The following is a 16,347-nucleotide window of genomic DNA, read 5'->3' as shown; positions in this document are numbered from 1 at the left end:
CCCACCGGTGGGGCCGGCGCGCCCCGCCCACCACACCCCCCCCCCCCCCGGCCCCCCCCCCCCCCCCCCCGCCGCCCGGGGGGGGGGCGCGCCCCCCCCCCCCCCGCCCCGGGGTCAGTGGTGTCGTCAGCGCCTCGCGCCCGGGTCGAACTTCGCCAGGGACGCCGAGACCGACTGGGCGTACGGGCCCTCCCACCAGGGGATCGTCTCCACCAGGACCGGCTTCGTGCCCGAGGCCAGGACCAGGGCGCGGCCCGGGGGCATAGAGCCCAGGTCCGAGACGTGCAGGACGCGTTCGCGGCGGACCGACTCGTTCACCGTGCGGTTGCCCGACCAGTGGCCGTGCTCCGATTCGCGGGTCGTGGAGTACTCGCGCAGCTCGTACTCGCCCGCCAGGTCCGACAGGTCGCCCAGGAAGCGGGTGTCGGAGACACCGCCGCCGTACACGCGGACGTTGGCGGCCGACCAGAGCTTCTCCATGCCGCGGTCGCCCCACACCTCGACGCCCTGGGCCCAGGACTGGAGGATCGTCATGAGGATGATGCCGCGCGAGCCGTAGTGCGAGTACAGGTCGGGCAGGGCGCGCCAGCGGCAGACGTTCGCCGCCTCGTCCAGGACGCCGACCATGGGCAGCGGGAGCCGGCCGCCGCGCTGGGTGGTCGCGTACTCCTCGGCCGCCTCGACCGTCGCCACCGTCAGGGCCGTGACCAGCGGGCCGGCCGAGTCCGTGCCCTCGCGGGAGAGGGAGTAAAGGGTGCCGGGGCCGCGGACGAACTCGTGCGGATCGAACCGCGGACGCCGGTCGTCCGGGCCGGACGGGGTGACCCACTTGTTGATCTCGGGGTTGATCAGGCACGACGCCATCTGCTGGGCCACACCGTAGATACCGCTGCGCTGCTTGTCGGGAGCGGTGATCACGCCGTTCAGCGCGTCGGCCGGCATGGTGTGCCCGGCGCCGCGCAGGATGCGCTCCGGGGTGTCGTCCTTCGGGTTGGACAGCCAGGTGTACACCTGGGTGATCGCCGCGTTGCCGGTGGCCGCGGCGAGGAGCAGGTTGGCGAGGAGGTCCTGGCCCGCCGGGTCGAAGAACGCGTCGGTGGAGGCGTTCGGGTCGCGCGAGCCGGACGCGAAGTGGTCGGCCAGCTTGCGGGCCTTCGCGACGTCCGTGACGTACGACAGCGGGTTCCACCACCACTCCGGCGGCTCGGTCGCCACCTGCTGCGGGTCGAACACCCAGACCGGGCCGAGGGCCTGGCGCGGGCCGCGCGTGGCGTCCACGATGTCCCGCTTGTTGGAGGTGACGAGCACCGCTCCGGGGCCGTCGAGGATCGCCGGGATGGCGCGCCTCGTGGTCTTGCCCGTACGAGGACCCCAGATGTCGACGTGCATGTCCTCGTAGGAACCGAACAGCGGCTGCTTGCCCTTCACCGAACGGCCGATGAAGACACCGGGAACCCGGCTCTGCACGCCGAGCCGCTCGGCGATGGCCGCCGCGCCCTTCATCGTCAGCTTGCCGAGCTGCTCACCCTTGGCCAGGTGCTGGGCGGCCGTGTCGACGTCCGGCTTCCGCTTCGCGCGCTGACGCAGGCGGTAGGCCCAGAGGACGAGGATGAGGAGCAGCACGGCCTCGCCGGCGGCGATGGCGCTGGCCGCGCTGCCCGGCCACGCGTAGTCGCTCTTCGCGAGGGCCACCGCGAACGAGAAGGGGTTGCCCGGCGGGGTCGGCGCGTCGTCGAAGGACGCGCCGAGGTGGGCTGCGCCCCAGGCGCCGCACAGCACGACCAGTACGACGGCGACGAGACCGGCTATCTCGTACGTCCAGTCGTCCTCGGCGCGCGGCTTCTTCTTCTGCTCAGCGGCCATCTCTCTTCCAGACCTTCCTCACGTCATGCATCTTTGTGACCGCCGGCCTCGGCCGGGTTGGTACCGGGCGGGATCGGCACCCGGAACACGCCGGTGATCTGTCCCTGGACGTCCCAGGTGCTGAACTCGACGTTCTTGCCGGCGCGCGGAGCGTGAAGGATCTTCTTGCCCTTCGGGTCCCAGATGATCCCGACGTGCTCCGAGCCGCGCGGGCCGGGCCGGAAGAAGATCAGGTCGCCGGGCTGCGACTTCGAGAGGTCCACCTTGCCCGCGCGGAGGTTCTTCTCCTGGTCGTACGTGACCGCACCTATGTTGATCTTGCCGCGGCTCGCCTGATAGTACGCCCACTGCGTGAAGCTGGAGCAGTCGAAGGACGTCGGGCTGTCGCCCTGCAGACGGGGTGCGCCCCACACGTACGGCTGGCCGATGCCCCGCTGCGCCCAGCCGAGCGCGGCGCGGACCACCGGGTCGTTCGAGTCCGGCAGGACGCCCGTCACGCCGGCGCCGTCGGGCGCGACCGGGGTACCGCCGCTGCCCTCGGCGCACTCGGCGTACTCGGCGTCCCGCGCACCGTCGCCGCTGCCACCCGGCACGCCACCGTAGTCGGGGCTCGCGGAGATCTTGCCCTCCAGCCAGGCCTCGGGGTCGACCATGCCGGGGCCGTTGTCCTGGCCGCCGACGAAGGGGTTGTCGACGCCGGGGACGCGGACCTCCCAGTGGAGGTGCGGTCCGCTGGTGTTGCCGGTCATGCCGACGGCGCCGATCCGGTCGCCGCGCTTGACCTGGTCGCCGACCTTGACGTCGAACCGGGACTGGTGGGCGTACTGGGTGATGACGCCGTTCGCGTGCTGGATGTGGGTCTCGTTGCCGTACGCGCCGCCGCTGCCGGCCTTCACGATCTTGCCGTCGGCCGGGGCGTAGATGGCGGTGCCGACAGGGGCCTCCAGGTCGAGACCGGTGTGGTAGCCGAGGCTCCACATGCTGCCCTGCTTACGGTACTTGGTGCCGACCTTGTACGTGCCCTCCTTCAGCGGCCATTGCCAGTCCTTGCCGTTCGAGGGCGCGGGCTCCAACGGGGCGGCGGCGAGGGACATCGGCATCATGCCCGATCCGCCCTGGGCGTCTTCGAGCCGGTAGGAGGCCGCCATCGCCTGCGTGGTCGTCGCACCGTCGCCCTTCAGCGGCGGAGTGGACCAGGAGCGGGCGGGGGAACTCGCGATGCTCAGAGCGGTGTTCGGGTCGGCGTTGTTGCCGACGGGCTCCGGGATGTCGGACTGCTGTCCGAGCGTCGGGAAGGTGGGGTTCTTGTCGACGGTGGCCTTCAGGTGCGCGTACCAGTCCTGGATCAGGCCCTTCTCGCCGGTGAGGTTGCCTCGGTAGCGGGCGGCCTGTGTGAGGACGACGCGCATGTAGATGGTGTTGCTGGGGCGGGAGCCCGAGTACCGCATCAGCGCGTTCCAGGCGTTGGTCTCCGCCTTCATCGCGTGCAGGAAGTTGGCGGCGGCGAAGGCCGCGTCGTCGATGTTGTACAGGTCCTTCTTGCCGTCGCCGTTGCCGTCGGCGCCGTAGTCCTTCCAGGCGGGGTGACCGAACTGGAGGATGCCCATGTATCCGGCACTGTTCTTGCCGCCGGGCGCCGCCGAGGGATCCTGCCCGTACTTGGTCTCCTGGTACATCTGCCCGACGATGAGCGTCCAGTCGAGACCGTCGTAGCGTGCCGCCGCGCGCATGGCGGCGAGGATCATCTTCGGGGGTATCTCGTTCCGTGCCGTGTCGCTCGGCATGTACACCTTGCCCGCCGGCATGATCGGCGAAGTGGCCGCGGCGTCGCCGGTGTTGCCGGCCTGGGCGTTGTCGCCGTAGTCGCCGCAGGCCGCGGCGGCGACACCGCCGCCCATGCCACCGATCAGAGCACCGATCATGACGAAGATGACGAAGCCGACGCCGCCGATCGGCAGCAGTCCGCCGCCGCCGAGGAGCAGCCAGAGTTTGAGGTTGCTCTTCTTCCCGCTACCGGGACCCTGAGCGCCGCCTCCACCGCCTCCACGCGCGTTCTGGGCGACGTTCTTGGCGGCTTTCGCCGCCTTGGCGACCTTGGCAGCCTTCGCGGCGGCGGCGAGTACGGCAGGAGCCACCATCGGTGCCTACCCTCCCACCTGGTCGGACGCGCCCACGTTGCCGAGGCCGAAGAGGGAGACGGAGGACACCTTCCACGTGCCGCCCCCGGTGTCGCGCACCGTCACGAGCCAGGAGTTGCTCTCCGTCCCGCTCTCCTTGCCGTTCTCGCTCCGGGTCGCCTTCACCAGGACGAGGCTGGAGACCGACTTGCCGCCGCCGCGTACGAGATCGTTGGCGACCATCGCGTCGCGGACCACGGTGGCCGTACCGCTGGAGGTGCACTTGGCGGCCACGCAGGTCGCCCACGTCTTGCCGGTGGGCAGGGCCGTGTCCTGTTTCAGCTGACGGTCGGCGACGGTCAGCTCGAGGAGCGGCTTGGCCCAGGAAGAGCTCTTATCGGCGTACGTGTAGGTGTTGAGGCCGACCATGTACTCGGTCATCCGCTGGTGCGCCGAGGCGGCCTCGGCTTCGGTGAGGATCGGCTTGACCGCGTTGGGGTCGCCCGAGGGCTTGCCGTCGGAGGACCCGGACGCGCCGGTGTCCCCGCTCGAGGGCACGGCGGAGGCGGACGAGCCCTCGGTCGCCTCTCCCGAGGAGTCGTCGTCCCCGTCGAAGAGGATCAGCACCACGAAGGCACCGATCATCAGGAGCCCCAGGATCGCCAGGGCGAGTGCCGCAGTTCGCTTGTTGTCGGCAGGTGACTCCACCGTCCCGGGCCTCCCTCAGTCAGGTTGCCGGGACACGGTAGGGGGAGAGGCAACCGGTCGATCACTCGTTTTCCCTGACGGGGAAAGAGGAGGAGGGGGTGAGGAAAAGTGGGGAATCGTAGTGAGAGGAGAGGTGGAAGGCGGGCGTGGGGAAGTTGTGGGGGTGCGTGAGCCGTCTTCACCAACGCTTCGCGGGCAGCGTTCGGGGGTCAGCCATCCTGGACGATCTCATCAAGCTCTCTCAGGCCAGTGGGTCCTGGCTCGCGTCGTACGGCTCCACAGGCAGCGGATCGAAGGGGTACGCCGTGTGTCCGTCCTTCGGTGAACAAGCCGCGAACGGACCCATATCCGGGTCCATCAGCACCCGCAGATGGGGGTCGGCGTGGTGCAGCCACCATGTTGATATGGCAGCGCCCGGCTCCTGGCGCAGCTGCTCCCATGCAAGCCAGAGTGCCGCAAGCCTCGCACCCGCCTCGGGGTGAGCCCACCAGCGGGGGCACCAGGTCGATGAGGAGCCGTTGATCCTGCGGCGCACCATCGGGGCGAGGTACTCGGTGACGAAGACGAAAACGTCCGCGTAGTAGAACTCCCCCTCCTCGACGCCGTCGGACTGCGCCGCGCCCTGTCCGAGAGGTGCTGACGCGAACTCGGCAAGCATGGGAAATGCCTGTAGAAGCTGCTCCATGGCACCGTGCCGGTTGCGCAGCTCAGCCAGGACCAAGGCGCCGAGTTCGGCTTGTGAGACGGCGTCGGCGCTGGGTTCGCCGGCCGCCCTCGCGGCGAGCAGCCGGTCTCTCCAATCGTCGAGCTGCCGACCGTGATGCTCCTCCTCGGCGGCCGGGCGGCCGCCGGCGAGGAAGGACGTCAGCTTTGTCCCCATGGAGTCCCAGGCCTTCGTGCCCGCGAAGAAGACTGCCTTCTCCGCCAAGACCTGAGCCGCCTGGGCGTACGCGTTGTCTCTGCTCACGAGGAACCTCTCACAGTGATGCTGGCTGCGATCCTGGTCAACGCTCGACGCCGGCGGTCGCCGCGGCGAGAGCCGGGGGTGCGATGGCCGGGTCGTACACGCCGTGCCCTGTGGGGCCGCGGGGAGCAGCGGGGCGGGCGACAGGGCGCACGTTCATGGCGTGTGTGAAGGCGGAGCCCTTCTGCTGCGGGATCGCGTTCTGCTCGGCGCGTGTGTTGAGTTCCTCGTAGCTGTTCGCGGTCGAGAGCCGCCACAGCGCAGCTTCATGCGCTTCCCGCTGGTTCTCGGGGACGTCCAGTCCGGCGAGCTTCGTCGCGAATTCCTTCGGCGACGAGTCGGGATCGTAGTCCTGCATGCGCAGCTGGACCCGGTTCTGTGGCTGGGCGATGAACGAGTGGATTTCCCGCGGCAGGTGCTCGTTCTCGGGCAGGGGAACGGGGAACTTCACGCCGTCCTTGCCGACCTTGGGGTGTGCCAGGAGGATGGGCAACTCGTCCCTGCCCAGCACGGTCTGTTCGGCGATGTCGCCCACGAGGGCGACGACCGGTCCTTCCGCGGCCAGTGCGTAGCGCTCCGAGAGCTTGATCCACGAGTTGTTGACCGTGGACTCGAGCTCCTCGCGATCCAGGCCGTAGTCCTCCACCAGGGCGTTCTGCATTGCCGAGGTCTCCAGACGGTACGAGTCCATCTGTCGGCCGCCGTCCGTCTCCTGCAGCACTTGGAGTCCACGGGACGCCCCGTACGCGCGTGCGAGGAAGCGGTGTCCGATGGGCTCGTGCGCCCCGTCGGGCTGGGACTCGTAGGCCCAGAAAGCTCGCACGCTGCCCCTGTCCGCAGCCGTGACGGAGGCGTTGTCGCCGATGTCCTTGAAGAAGGACAGCAGGTCAGGTGCGGTGGTGCGTCCTTCGGTACGCGCCGTCTGCCAGTCCTCGTAGACGCGGCCGGCGAGGACGCGCGCCTCTTCCTCGTTGGAAGGGGTGGCCTTTGTGTATTCGTCCCGAAGCCGGAACGCTGTGTCGATCTCCTCCTGGGTGGGAGGGGCGTCGTACATCACCGGCGCCGCCGCGAGCCCTGGGGAGCCTCGACATTCAACGTGATGGTTGAGCTGCCGGCCATGTCAGTGGTCCACGTCGGGAATGACACGGACTGCTTGAGCACGAAGAAAGCCTGACCGGGCGGGTCGCCGACCGGCTTCCAGTAGGCCAGGCGGTAGGGGCTGCGGGTCCGCAGCCGAGCGTCTCGCGACCGCCAGAACGGTGACTCGGGTGGCTCGGGGAAGTCGGCGGCTTCCCAAGTTCCGCTCCACACGGCCGGACCCATGACGGTCTCGGCCGCGCTCAGATACTCCGGCCAGGCCGCGTCCGCGAGCTCGACGACCTCGGCGTTGTCGGCCGGCGAGGAGGCCCGGAGGCTCAGCACGTAGTGCGCCAGCTGGTGGACCGGGTGCCACATGCCGTCTGACCAGAGGGTCAACTGTCCGCCGCTGCGTGTCAGCACCTTGAGGTTCCCCTCGACCGTCTGGGGCTCCCAGCCGTACCGTCCGCACCACGCGCGGAACTCCGCCGATCCGCCCTGCGGGGGACCCGCCCACACCGAGGCCCAGTCCACGCCTCGCAGCCCCGTCAGTTCGGCAGCCAGGTCCTGGGCGGTGCGACCAGTCTTCTCCGTAGGCATCGTCATCCCTTCGCTAGAGACATTCGCGTGATCCACTCACGCGGCATGTGCGTTTGACCGTATCCCGGGTCCGCTGCCAGGAAATGGCGTTTTCACTGGCAGGGCGCCCGCCACCGCACGCTCGGTCGGCTTCGGGCCCGGTTAGCGCTCGACGCCACTAGCAGCGGCAGCGGGGGCAGGCGCCGGGGTCGGAGGTTCGACGACCGTGGGGTTATACACGCCGTGGCCCGTCGGGCCGTGGGTGACTTCGGGGCGGACGTTCATGCCGTGTGTGAAGGCGGAGTGCTTCTGTTGCGGGATCGCGTTCTTCTCTGCGCGCGCGTTGAGTTCGGCGTAGCTGCTGGCGGTCGAGAGCCGCCACAGTGCTGCTTCGTGGGCTTCTCGTTGGTTCTCGGGAACGTCGAGATCGGCGAGTTTCTCAGCGAAGTCCTTCGGCGACTTGTCGGGGGCGAAGTCCTCCTTGCGCACCTGCGCCCGGAGAGGCGGGTTCGCGATCAACGCGTCGATCTCCGAAGGGAGATGTTCGTGTCGGGGCATCTCCAAGGGAAAGCTCACGGCGTCCTTGCCGACCTTCTCGTGGGCGAGCACGATCGGCATCTCGTTCGCGCCGAGTATGGATCCCTCGGTGATGTCGGTCGCGAAGATCACTACCGGCCCTTCGGCGGCCTGCGTGTAGCGATCCGAGACCGTCTTCCACGCGTACTTGATCGCCCTGTCCGTCTCCTGCGCGTCCACTTCGTAGTCCTGGGCCAATGCCGCCTGAACGAGCGGATTCGAGAGGTGGTACGAGTCGAGCAGTCCGCCCGCCGGAGTCTCCTCCAGCACCTGGTACCCCCTGGTCCGGCCACAGGCCTCCGCGAGGAACTGGTGCCGCACTTCCCGGGGCGACCCCTCCTGTTGAGACCGGTACGACCAGAACGCGCGAATCTTTCCTCGATCCGGGCTGGTGACGTTTCCGTGTTCGGCAATGTCGCGAACGTAGTCCGGGAGCGTGCCGAGCTCGCGGCCTTCGGGGTTGTTCGCCTTGGCCGTCTGCCAGTCGGTGTAGATGCGGGAGGCCACCACGGTGGCCTCCGCCGCTGTGGTGGGCTTTCCCCGGTCGAATTCGTCCTGAAGCCTCAGGGCGTTCTCGACCTCCGCCCGGGTCGGAGGTGTCGCCGTCATCTGCGAGCCGTCAGGAACTCAATCGGAGCCCAGAGTTCGAGATGGATTCGGGATCCGCCAGGTGCGGTCGTCGTCCACGTGGGGAAGGACACCGACTGGCTCAGCACGATGTGGGGACGCCCCTGAGTGTCATTGGCCGGTGCCCAGTGAGCGAACTGGTACGGCCGGCGGCTCTCGAGCCGGAAAGAACGGTCGGGCCAGTACGAGGGGTGCGGGGGCTCGGGGAATTCCGCCGCGTCCCACTGTCCCGTCCAGGTCGGCGCGCCCAGCACGGACTCGGCGGCCTTCACGTAGCCCGGCCAGTCCTCCGCGGCACGGGCAAGGACGGCACCGTTCTCGGACGGGTCGCCCGCCTTGACGTGCGACGCGTAGTGGCTCACGTTCTCGATGCCCCAGAGGGTGCCCAGCCCGATGGTGAGGTGCGCCCCCGTGCGGGTGCGCACGGTCATGCTCTCGCGCTCATGGACCGGGACCTCGTACTCCCATCCGTACGCGTCGAACAACCTCCGGAACTCCGGTCCTCCAAGCTGAGGCAGCCCCTGCCACACCGGCAGCCAGTCCACCGCCAGCTCGTCCTTGAGCTCGGCGACCATGTCCTGAGGGGTCCGCCCCGTGGTCTCTGCCAGCATCTCGATTCCTCAGTTCGATCCACTCACTCGATACACCTGCCCGACCGTATCCCGTCAGGTGAGGAAGATCCCGAGGAGTAGAAGAACCACCACGACCGCGCCCATGATCAGACGTACCTTCGGGTCCTCGCGTTCCCAGAGGTCGTGGACGACGGCCCAGCCCGTCAGCCGGGCGGCGCGGCCGTCGTGGAGGCTCGCGGCGGACGCCTCGGGAGAGTCCGCCGCCTCGGTGGTGTCGGGGGTGTCCGGGGCAAGGTCGCCCGTGATGCCCTGCTGCTCCTGGGCCACAATCACCAGGCCCTCGAGGAGTTCGGGCATGGTGTTCGGGGTGAGGGGGTACATGACGGTGCCGAACTCGGTCTGGAAGCAGAGTCGGGACTGCCAGGGGTTGCCGGGTTCGTAGCCGTCGATCCAGGCGTGCTGGGCGTTGTACGTCGGTACGGGCGCCGCGGGTGCCACGGGCGCGGCCGATGCGGTGGGCACGGCGGGTGCGGCGGCGTGCTGAGGTCCTGCGGTCTGGTCGCTCAACTCTCGTCCTTGGCAAGGTCGGGGACGGTACGGCGCGCCCGGCGCGCGGGCACGACCCCCGCATTGTGCCGAGCTACCGGGAACGAGACTCGGAAGTGTCGGCCATGGGACACCCCTCCTTTCCTCGCCCTGTCCTCGCTTTCCTCGCCCTTTCCCCGGCGAGGAAAGTGGCGGTGTTCCCGCCCGGTCCGTTTGCCACACTGCCTCCGCACCTGGCCTCACCAGGGCCCGCCGCGTTCCGATTCCGGCCGGCCGGGGATCAGGGATCACACGCGGGGGGAGACCGAGCCGATGACGGACCACAGCAGTCCCGCCGGTGGTGCCGGCGAGAGTCAACCGCCCGTGCAGCCGGGCCAGTTCGGGCCGCCGCACATGGCCGTTGGACAGCAGCCGCACGCACCTCAGCAGACGCCGGCCCAGCCTCAGCAGGCACAGGGCCAGGCGCCGTACGGATATCCGGCTGCGCACACCCCGGCCACGCCCGCCGCTCCCGTCGCGGCCCAGCCGCCGGTGGCGTCCGAGGCTGCCCGTGCCCAGGTCGCCGCCGCGTGGACGCGACGCGCCCCGCAGGCCGCCGTACCGCCGGCGCAGGCCGCCGTACCGGCCCTTCCGCCGCGCCAGGGCTCGTCCTCGGACGCCGCGAAGCAGAACAAGAAGGACCGTCGCGAGCAGGCCAGGGCCGAGCGGAAGGCCGCGTACGAGGCGAAGAAGGCCGAGCGGGAGAGCCGTAAGCGTGGTGGAGCACCGGCTCTGGCGCCCGCGCCCGGCGCTGCCGCACCGAGCGGCACCGCCGGGTCCGTCGGTGCCGCCGCCCCTGCGGGTGCCGGGAACGCGGCAACCCCTGCGTCAGCCTCGCCGCCCTCCGCGCGTGCCGGGTTCGACGTACCCCGCCCCGGTGGCCGGCTGCCCGCGACGGGCCGCGGTACCCACGTCGCCCTCCGCGCCACCCTGCTCTTCACCACCTGCGCATTCGCGCTCGGTTCGTGCGGGGTCGTCGGCCTGGCGATCGGGAAGTCCTCCAGTGCGCCGACGGCAGCGCTCGGCAAGAAGGACGTCCAGAAGTACCGTCTCACCGAGTTCCCGACCCAGGCGGCGGGGACGTTTGCCGAGAAGTACGCGACGCTCTGTCTGACGTACGACCCGAAGACGGCCGAGCAGCGCCGCGAGGAACTGGCCCGCTACGCCACGTCCGGGGTGGACCGCGACTGCGGCTGGAACGGTCAGGGCACGCAGAGCGTGACCGGTGCCGTCTGGGACGGCAGTGTCGAGGACCTGCCCGAGTACGGGAAGAACGGCCGCTACTTCGGCGTGCAGGTCACTCTCTCGACCGGACGGGTCACCACCGTCTCCGTGCCTGTGTACGTCGCGAATCTCGCGGCCGGCTCGGGGTTGCGGGTCGTCGGCGACGTCGGCGAGATGCCGTTGCCCGGCCGCGGCACCGCGCCCGAGGTGGACCGGGGCGACGAGATCGTCGACGACGCGCTCTCGGACCAGCTCAAGGCGCAGGTCCTGCCTGGCTACTTCACGGCCTGGGGTGCCTCCGACACCACCTCGATGTCCCGGTTCACGGCACCCGACGCCACGCCCGCCGCGACCTCCGGGCTGGCCGGCGCGCTGTCCGCTCCCCAGGTCCAGACGGTCGAGGCGCTGGCCCCGGCCGGTACGGACGACAGCGGCGCGATCACGTACAAGTACGGGCAGTCCGTGCCGGTGCGGGTGATGGTCGTCTGGGGCGGGGCAGGTGCAGGTGCCGAAGGCACGCCTGCTCAGGAGACCACCCCGCAGGTCAAGCGCTCCTATCGGCTGACCGTCGTGAACACCGCGCAGGGCTGGTTCATCAAGGACATCCGCGGCGCGATCCTCGACCCGGCTGGCGGGCAGGGTGACGCCACTACCGATACCCCGAGCGCCACGCCGGCGCCCGGGCAGCAGACCCCACCCGCCGGCGGTACCGCCACTCCGCCGCCCGCGACCGGCGCGGCCAAGCCACCCGCCACGAAGCCGGCCAACAAGCCGGCCGCCGGCAAGCCCCAGCCGCCCAAGCCCTGACGGGGCGTGGCTCTCCGGGAGCCGTCTTCCCGGGCACGGCCTGCCTCTTGCCGAACCCTTCCGACTTTCCCGCTCTTCCTCTCACGACCCCCAGAACCGAAAGGACACCCCATGTACCTGGCAGCGACCTCGCTGGAGGGCATGTTCGGCGAGATCCAGGAGATCCTCACGACCATCGGAACGATGGTCGCGGTGATCGCCCTGCTCATCCTCGGCATCCGGATGCTGCTGTCCATGAAGCGCGGCGACGGCATGCGCGAGGCCTTCCAGGGCTTCGGCATGATCGCGCTGGCAGCCCTGATCATCGGTGGCGCGACCGGTCTTGCCGGTGTGCTCATCGAACTCGGCAAGCAGGTCGGTGGCGACGGCAACTGAGCCACTCGGCCGGGACCGTGCGGTCCCGGCCGCCGGACGGGCCACAGCCGACGAGAGAGGGGGGAGTGACCCATGGCGCAGGACGTGAACGGCGAGCCGGAGCCGATGGTCGCCTACGACCACACGGATCTGCTCAACCGTCCCAAGCGCATCTGGAACTGGGGCAACATCCCGCTTCCCGGACTGCTGCTGCCCGCGCTCGGGGCGGCGTTCGGGTTCGGTGTGGTGTGGATGATCGCGCTGCTCTCCCTCTCCGCCTTCGTGCCCTTCCTCGGCATGTCGGTGATGACGGCGGCGCTCTACCTGGGGCCGCCCGTCGGCGTCTACTTCGTCTGGGGCCGGCCGCTCCCCTCCGCCCTCACCCTCAGCCAGCAGCTGGTGGTCTGGGCCGACTACTGGTGGCAGCCCAAGCGGCTGCAGGGCCTGGCCGCCGACCGTGAGCCGGAGCAGCTGCACTGGCAGGTGATCTTCTGGCAGCCGGGTTCGCGGCGCTGGCAGCAGAGTTACGAGCAGGCGATCGCCGAGGCGGCGCGCCATGGATCGTCGTACGCCGGAACGGGCCCGGTAATCCCCGCGCCGTCAGCCGTACCCACCGCAAGCTCACCCTCCTCCGAGACCGCAGGATGACCCTTCCATGTTCATGATGATCCTTCTGGGCGGGGCGGTCGCCTTCTTCGTGATCGCCATGATCATGGCCGCCTCCTCCTCCAAGACCAAGGGCGCCGACGGAAAGCAGGGCGCAGGCGGGAAGCAGGGCTCCGGCAACCGCGGGCGGTCGCAGGGCGACCGGGCGAAGACCCGGCGCGAGGAGATGCGGCTGCCGTACCGCTACGCCGACGACATGATCTTCGTGCACGGCGACTCGGTGTGGACCGGCATCGTCCTGCCCACCTCGATCGACGAGTACCTGAACGCCACCGAGCTCCAGGCGATGGCCGAGGCGCCCGCCCGTGCGCTGCTCAACCTCGCGCGCGGCGACCGGAACGTCGAGTGCCACTACCGCAAGGTGTACCGGCCGATCACCGCCGTCGGCTGGGCCGAGGAGCTCAACGCCGTCGCCTGGGACCCGACCGAGAACTACAAGGCGTACAACTTCCGCAAGGCGGAGTACCAGGAGCGCATCGGTGCCATGCGCGAGCGGAACATCCTTCTGGTCAAGCTGGGCTCGCTCAAGCGCGGCTCCGGCGACGGCAGCGGTGTGCTGCCCGGTGGGGACGACCCGGTCGAGGATCTTGCCCTGTCGCGAGCCCTGACGGGCACGGCCGACAAGGCCGCGGCCGCCGCGACCGGTGTGCACGGGGAGTACCTGTCGCCGGTCCTGCTGGCCCAGTGGACGCAGGTCGCGCGTGAGGTGCACGAAAGCCTGGAGAGCCTCGGCGGTACGCCACTGGCCCGCGAGGAGCTGGTCTGGCTGATCCGCAAGCCGCTCCACGGCGACCTGCCGGTGCCGCCCGAGCCCGTGCTCGGCTCGCGCTCCTGGGGGCCGGACCAGTTCGACCTGGTGGTCGACTTCTCCGGCGAGAACCGCAAGACGCACATCGTGCTGCACCAGTACGACGAGGTCACCGGCGAGCAGCACACCAGCTACACGACGACGCTGGTCGCCGCCAACTGGCCTACGGAGACCCGGTTCCGGCAGTCGACCGCCTGGGCGCGGTACGCGGCGCAGAACGTGGAGTTCCCGGTCGAGATCGACATGCGCTTCACGCTCATCCCGTACCTGAAGTTCAAGGACCGCGCCGGGAAGATGAGCGGCAACCTGGTCGACGAGATGAACGACATGGCGAACTCGGGCCGTTCCCCGGACACCCGGCTCGCCAACCAGGTCACCCGCGCCCAGCACCTCGTGGACGACATCGAGGAGCACAAGATGCCGGGGATGGAGGCGCAGATCCGTTTCACCATCTCCGCGTCCGATCCGACGGAGCTGGAGCGCCGCCGCCGCATCCTGGAGATGCAGTTCAAGCAGGACCTGAAGGTCACGCTGCTGCGCCCGACGCGTCAGCAGTGGCGGCTGCTCCAGTCGCAGCTGCCCGGCAACGCGCCGAAGCTGCCGATCGCGCCGTATCTGCGGCTGCAGGAGGTGGAGCAGCTCGGCGCCGGGCTGCCGACGGCCGGTACGGAGCTGGGCGACAACCCCGAGCAGCGGTCCGGCAAGAAGCTCGGCTGGGTGGGCAACCTGGTCGGCTGGGCGGGCAAGATGCCGGTCCACTACTCGCTGCACGTGGGCCCCGCCCGTAACGACGGCGGTGGCCTCGCCATCGTCGGCGCGTCCGGTGGTGGAAAGTCCTCGCTGGCGCTGCAGAAGTTCTACGAGGAGTCGGAGTCGGGCGTCCGCTGCCTGGTCATCGACCCGAAGACCGACTTCGCGCAGCTCTGCTACTACCTGGGCTTCGGTGCCCAGGTGAACGACCCGGAGTTCGCGTCGGACGCGGAGCGCGGTGTGCTGGGGACGCCGGAGAGCCGGTTCCAGCCGGTGAACCCGGAGTTCTGGGCCGAGACGGAGGTCGTCGACCTTCTCAAGGGCCAGGCGGGCGTGCTCGACCCGTGGGTGATCGCGCGCGACGTGCCGTCGGGCCGGCTGCTGGCCGAGTCGATGCTGCGGGGCTTCCTCGGCGACGAGGACTACCAGCGCGTACGTCTGCCCGTGATCGAGGCGATGGCGACGGTCGTCGGCTGGTACAACTCGGCGATCCGACAGGCGACCGAGCAGGGCCTGAGCGCCCGGGACGCCGAGGCGCAGGTGCCGAGGCCGACGCTGTGGAACGTCGTAGACGAGGTGGTCCGGGCGTACGAGCACGCGCTCGCGACGAACGACCGCGAGGCGGCGAAGGACCTGAAGCTGGCCCAGATGCTGCTGACGGAGCTGCGGACGCTGCCGTACGCGCGACTCGCGTTCGCGGAGAAGCCGCAGACGCTGTCGGCGATGCGCAAGCGCCGTACGGTCATCACGCTGCGAGGCTTCCAGTCGCCGGCGGCCTCCGACCCGCGCAACTGGAACCCGGCCGAGCGGCTCGCGGCGACCGCGCTGATGGCGGTCGTCGAGCTCGGCAGCCAGATGCTCGACGTCGGTTACGAGAAGAACCCGGTGACGGGCGAGATCGGGCTGCGGCCGAAGGCGCTGTTCGTCGACGAGGCGTACGTCGTCACGGCGACGGAGAGCGGCCGGGACCTGATGCGACGGGCGCTCAAGCAGGGCCGTTCGTACCTGGCGGTCACCGTGCTGATCACGCAGCAGGCCATCGACCTGGTCCAGATCGAGGACTCCGAGGCGCGCAGCGGTGGCGCGAACCAGATCCACACGGTGTTCGCGTTCAAGCAGAAGTCCGCCCAGGAGGCGTCCCTCGTGGCACCGTTGCTGGGCCGTCCGGAGTCGGACGCGAAGGTCGTGGCGGCGCTCCAGGAACTCCGCACGGGTGTCTGCCTCCAGCGCGACGCCGACAAGCGGGTGGGGACGGTGGCGGTGGACCTGGTCTTCAAGGAGATCCTCGCCGCCACGGACACCAACGGCACGACCCGCCCGTCGCGCCAGGGCGTCAACCCTCCGCTGAGTGTCTGGGACTGGACCTTCCTCCAGGAGACCAACGACCTGGACCCGACAGCCACGCCGGCTCAGGAAGCCCCGTCCGCGGTGGCCTGACCTGCCCGGCCACCCTGAACGACCGAATCGACCCCGAGGAGCATCCCGATGCGCCTGACCAAGAACCTCGCAGCCGGAGCCGTCGCGCTCGCCGCGCTCATGACCCTGACGGGATGCGGCGGGAGCGACGAGGGGGGAGACGCGGCCGCCGGCCCGCTGAGCGGCCTGCCGAAGGCGGAGACCATGGCGGACGTCCAGAAGGCCGTCCAGGAGCGCGGTGTCTCGTGCGGCAAGCTTCGGAAGAGCGGCGACAACTCCTACATGGAGGATGAAGCAAAGGACCCCACCTGGGGCGTCCAGGAGCGCGCTGTGTGCCGCGACGACTCGGGCAGGTCCGTCACCCTGCTGCTCATCGGCGACATGGCCAAGTTCCAGGGGGCGCTGGCCAAGGGCAAGCGTTCCTTCACGATCGGCCAGAACTTCGCCGTCGCCGCCGAGAGTGACAACGCCGCGCAGAGCCTGATGCAGGGCGGTCTGCTCACGGTTTCCTGCGACCCGGACGACCGTCAGGACGTGCCCAGCGGCTACGAGATCCACGACGGCCTGGTCAAGGGCTGTTTCCTCACGAACTACGACCTGTAGCCGCCCCCGCCCCGGATCCCCGGACCTGGAAGGAAACCAATACCCGTGCGC

The 16,347-nt window shown here is 69.8% G+C and carries 14 protein-coding genes; 5 read left to right on the top strand and 9 right to left on the bottom strand.

Going from position 1 to position 16,347, the window contains the following annotated elements; genetic code table 11:
- Nucleotides 1-126: 126 nt before the first annotated feature.
- From ACZ3IJ_RS08035 to ACZ3IJ_RS07995, 9 genes are all read right to left on the bottom strand, one after another.
- Entirely contained in the window at nucleotides 127-1,863 is a 1,737-nt protein-coding gene (locus tag ACZ3IJ_RS08035; RefSeq protein WP_467466806.1) for a type IV secretory system conjugative DNA transfer family protein, read from the bottom strand.
- 23 nt (nucleotides 1,864-1,886) lie between these two features.
- Nucleotides 1,887-4,001: a peptidoglycan DD-metalloendopeptidase family protein gene (locus ACZ3IJ_RS08030; protein WP_467466805.1), complete on the bottom strand. Its 2,115-nt coding sequence runs from the start codon at nucleotides 3,999-4,001 to the stop codon at nucleotides 1,887-1,889.
- 6 nt (nucleotides 4,002-4,007) lie between these two features.
- Nucleotides 4,008-4,688, bottom strand: a complete 681-nt coding sequence (locus tag ACZ3IJ_RS08025) for a hypothetical protein (RefSeq protein ID WP_467466804.1) — start codon at nucleotides 4,686-4,688, stop codon at nucleotides 4,008-4,010.
- A gap of 241 nt (nucleotides 4,689-4,929) precedes the next feature.
- Entirely contained in the window at nucleotides 4,930-5,655 is a 726-nt protein-coding gene (locus ACZ3IJ_RS08020) for a DUF4913 domain-containing protein (RefSeq protein ID WP_467466803.1), read from the bottom strand.
- Between the two features lie 37 nt (nucleotides 5,656-5,692).
- Complete coding sequence (locus ACZ3IJ_RS08015) at nucleotides 5,693-6,706, bottom strand: hypothetical protein (protein WP_467466802.1); 1,014 nt, start codon at nucleotides 6,704-6,706, stop codon at nucleotides 5,693-5,695.
- Entirely contained in the window at nucleotides 6,706-7,329 is a 624-nt protein-coding gene (locus ACZ3IJ_RS08010; protein WP_467466801.1) for a hypothetical protein, read from the bottom strand. The genes ACZ3IJ_RS08015 and ACZ3IJ_RS08010 overlap by 1 nt, the downstream gene beginning before the upstream one ends.
- A gap of 141 nt (nucleotides 7,330-7,470) precedes the next feature.
- Nucleotides 7,471-8,493 (bottom strand): hypothetical protein, encoded by a 1,023-nt coding sequence (locus tag ACZ3IJ_RS08005; RefSeq protein WP_467466800.1) that lies wholly within the window; start codon nucleotides 8,491-8,493, stop codon nucleotides 7,471-7,473.
- Nucleotides 8,490-9,122: a hypothetical protein gene (locus ACZ3IJ_RS08000; protein ID WP_467466799.1), complete on the bottom strand. Its 633-nt coding sequence runs from the start codon at nucleotides 9,120-9,122 to the stop codon at nucleotides 8,490-8,492. The genes ACZ3IJ_RS08005 and ACZ3IJ_RS08000 overlap by 4 nt, the downstream gene beginning before the upstream one ends.
- Nucleotides 9,123-9,176: 54 nt before the next feature.
- Nucleotides 9,177-9,650, bottom strand: coding sequence for a hypothetical protein (locus ACZ3IJ_RS07995; protein ID WP_467466798.1), 474 nt, complete (start codon nucleotides 9,648-9,650; stop codon nucleotides 9,177-9,179).
- Between the two features lie 291 nt (nucleotides 9,651-9,941).
- Between ACZ3IJ_RS07995 and ACZ3IJ_RS07990 the strand changes: the two genes are divergently transcribed.
- The 5 genes from ACZ3IJ_RS07990 (at nucleotide 9,942) to ACZ3IJ_RS07970 (ending at nucleotide 16,296) form a co-directional block, all read left to right on the top strand.
- The gene (locus ACZ3IJ_RS07990) at nucleotides 9,942-11,699 is read left to right on the top strand and encodes a conjugal transfer protein (protein ID WP_467466797.1); all 1,758 of its coding nucleotides are present in this window, start codon (nucleotides 9,942-9,944) and stop codon (nucleotides 11,697-11,699) included.
- A gap of 111 nt (nucleotides 11,700-11,810) precedes the next feature.
- Nucleotides 11,811-12,074, top strand: coding sequence for a TrbC/VirB2 family protein (locus ACZ3IJ_RS07985; RefSeq protein WP_391798682.1), 264 nt, complete (start codon nucleotides 11,811-11,813; stop codon nucleotides 12,072-12,074).
- Between the two features lie 72 nt (nucleotides 12,075-12,146).
- Nucleotides 12,147-12,701, top strand: coding sequence for a hypothetical protein (locus ACZ3IJ_RS07980; protein ID WP_467466796.1), 555 nt, complete (start codon nucleotides 12,147-12,149; stop codon nucleotides 12,699-12,701).
- A gap of 7 nt (nucleotides 12,702-12,708) precedes the next feature.
- The gene (locus ACZ3IJ_RS07975) at nucleotides 12,709-15,714 is read left to right on the top strand and encodes an ATP-binding protein (protein WP_467466795.1); all 3,006 of its coding nucleotides are present in this window, start codon (nucleotides 12,709-12,711) and stop codon (nucleotides 15,712-15,714) included.
- 48 nt (nucleotides 15,715-15,762) lie between these two features.
- On the top strand, nucleotides 15,763-16,296 hold the full coding sequence (locus ACZ3IJ_RS07970) for a hypothetical protein (protein WP_467466794.1): 534 nt from the start codon (nucleotides 15,763-15,765) through the stop codon (nucleotides 16,294-16,296).
- Nucleotides 16,297-16,347 lie beyond the last annotated feature (51 nt).

This window comes from Streptomyces sp. NPDC013317, assembly GCF_055563155.1.
The sequence above is the reverse complement of the archived record's forward strand: the minus strand, read 5'-3'. Positions and strand labels throughout refer to the sequence as shown.